Genomic DNA, 2,497 nt, shown 5'->3' on the forward strand with positions numbered 1-2,497 from the left:
TACCCTCCGCGACAGGCTTCGCACAGCGCTCGCAGGCTCGCCCATCCGCGCCGACCGAATCGAGTTCACTTTGTTCGCCTCGACAGACGAACGGCGTTACGGACTGGCCGTTCTCGTTCCATTGCTCTCCACCCCGTGTTTCCACGACGCAGTTATGGTTCAATACCGCACGATTCTTCACCGCACAGAAGCGGACTTTCACCGCTTCGACCAATCGCCATCTCAGGCGCACGAGCGCGGACAGCTTGCCCGGCATCCTGCCCGCACAGTGGTACGGCCGGATTCTTGAAAACTCGCGGGCAAGCTGCCCGTGCTCCTTTGGCTCGATGCTCGAATCATCCGTGTGCCCTGGCTTTTTGCCTTGATCGAAGGGGCAAGAAAGCGAATCGTTCGCGCCGTATGGTCCGCGCCGTTCCAGTCAGTCCGCGTTCTTCCCTTCCCATGAACCAGACGGCAGGGCGAGCCTGTCCCCAGCGAGCCGAGTCGGACGTGTGCAACGCATGTCGAGCGGCTCGCCGGGACGGACTCGCCCTACCAGCTTCATGTTTGGCGCGAAGGAACCGGCCTGCCTGCGCGTTCACACTCATCGAACTCCTCGTCGTGATCGCGATCATCGCGATTCTGTCCTCGCTGCTGTTGCCCGCGCTTGCCCGCGCCAAGGATCGTTCGCGACAGGCTGCTTGTCTGTCGAATCTCCGGCAGATCGCTCTTGGCTTTCATCTGTATCTGGGCGACCACGAGGATCGTTTTCCGGATCGGCGCGATTTGAAAACCGCCCTGGGCTACATGCCCTGGACAGATTGGCCGAAGTCGGATCCCCGCAGCGGCTGGGCGGCGGTCGTCTTGAGCAATCAATTGGGCAGCGACCGCATCTGGATTTGCCCGGCTGTCCATGGTTCGTCGCTCCGCACCGCAGTTCAGACTTTGCAGATTGCGCGCACCAACGACACAAATTCCGTGGTATCCTACTGGCTGTGGCGCTTCGATCGTCCGGACGATCCCGTGCCGCTCGACAATTTTTGGGGGAAGACGCCGGAGCAATCGCTGCACGAAGTCCGGCTGGCGAACAACCCCGTCGTCGGGCAGCCCGATTCCCTTTCCGAGGTGGAATTGGCCGTCGATCCGTACTTTCCCAACACAGTTCCCAGCCTTCCGCCGCACCTCAAAGGCCGCGCCGTGCACTCACGCGGACGCAACACGCTGATGCTGGATGGCCGCGCAATCTTCACGCGCGATGCCCGCGTGCGGTGAAACTTCCCTCACTCCGTTACTTTAACATCCACTCGGCCTACGGCAACCGCGGCAGAGTTGGTGAGGCTATAAAACTGTCCCTGGGCCGGAGTTGCCCGGCAATTCCCCTTCTGTGCTTACGCCGGAGCGCGGCTGTGGGAGGTAGAAGGGCCGAGCCGCAGCATGTTGGCAATTCAAGGCGCTCCGGCTGGTCTTCGACACAGTCCGCGCTCCGCAAAATGAGAATCGCTGGCCTCACCGCAATCCTCTCGAACTCCCCCCTTCAATCCTTTTGCCTTTCCCGCCCCTTGCTTTGGAGCTAGAAGATACTATATGCGCCTAAGTTTCTCTCCCTTCTCTCGAGCCTTCACCCTCATCGAATTGTTGGTCGTCATCGCCATCATCGCCATTCTCGCGGGAATGCTGATTCCAGCTTTGAGCCGCGCCAAGGAGAAAGCCCAGCGCGTCTCGTGCTTGAACAATTTGAAAACGCAGAGTCTGGCTTTCATCATGTACGCGGACGATTACGACCAACGGTTTCCCACCGCCGACCAAACGACCGCCTGGAAACTCGATGCGCTCTATGTCATGAGCAAGGACCAGGGCCTGACGCTGCTCACCTACGGCATGGAAGGCGGACGGATCCGCGCGAGCGTCGCCGAGTTCGAGCAGGAAATCAAAAAGAGCGGCTTGCCCACGGCGTGGAAGTGTCCCGCCCGCAAAGACCATCCCCGGTTGTTCGACCAAAAGGGACTTTTGCATGTCGATCACTACATGCTGCTCGCGGGCTTGTCCGGAACCCGGTTCAAAGGCACGAATTCGCCGGCGAGATCAAGTGATCCGCTTGGACCGTTGACCGCCGATCACACCATGGTCTTTCCTGCTCAGAGGGCCTGGACTTCAAACCACGGCAAGAAAGGCGCGATCCCGGCACTCGGCCAGGTGAATGCATCGAACGAACCTGCCGGCCACACGCAATCCTTTAGCGACGGGCACGCAGAATGGGTGATCGAGAAGCGGTTCGCGCGGACGCCGCCGACTTCCCCCTACCCCAAAGCGCTGTGGGTCGCGGGTTGGCCGTGGGATTGGGCGTGGGTGGAGTAATCTGCTTTTGCCTTTTCCGCGTGGGCTTTTTGGGGTTAGCTAAGTGGTCCGTTTCGTAAATACGCTCACGTTCGTTGCGCCCAATTTGGCCTGGGGCAAGGCGCGACGAGCGAGCATCCCCCGCCAGTGGGGCTGTGACCGAGGAGCAACGCAGCCCCAGGCA

At 60.6% G+C, this 2,497-nt stretch carries 2 protein-coding genes; both read left to right on the forward strand.

The window, feature by feature from the left end; genetic code table 11:
- Positions 1-441 precede the first annotated feature (441 nt).
- A complete protein-coding gene (locus FJ398_27235) occupies positions 442-1,251 on the forward strand; it encodes a type II secretion system protein (GenBank protein MBM3841572.1) in 810 nt (269 codons plus the stop codon).
- Positions 1,252-1,563: 312 nt separating this feature from the next.
- Positions 1,564-2,334: a type II secretion system protein gene (locus FJ398_27240; protein MBM3841573.1), complete on the forward strand. Its 771-nt coding sequence runs from the start codon at positions 1,564-1,566 to the stop codon at positions 2,332-2,334.
- Positions 2,335-2,497: the final 163 nt, after the last annotated feature.

This window comes from Verrucomicrobiota bacterium (assembly GCA_016871535.1).
Taxonomy (GTDB): Bacteria; Verrucomicrobiota; Verrucomicrobiia; order Limisphaerales; family SIBE01; genus VHCZ01.

What these genes read in the sequence shown, in the direction of transcription:
- FJ398_27235 (MBM3841572.1), top strand. Translation starts at nt 442, where the DNA reads ATGAACCAGACGGCAGGGCGAGCCTGTCCCCAGCGAGCCGAGTCGGAC.
- FJ398_27240 (MBM3841573.1), top strand. Translation starts at nt 1,564, where the DNA reads ATGCGCCTAAGTTTCTCTCCCTTCTCTCGAGCCTTCACCCTCATCGAA.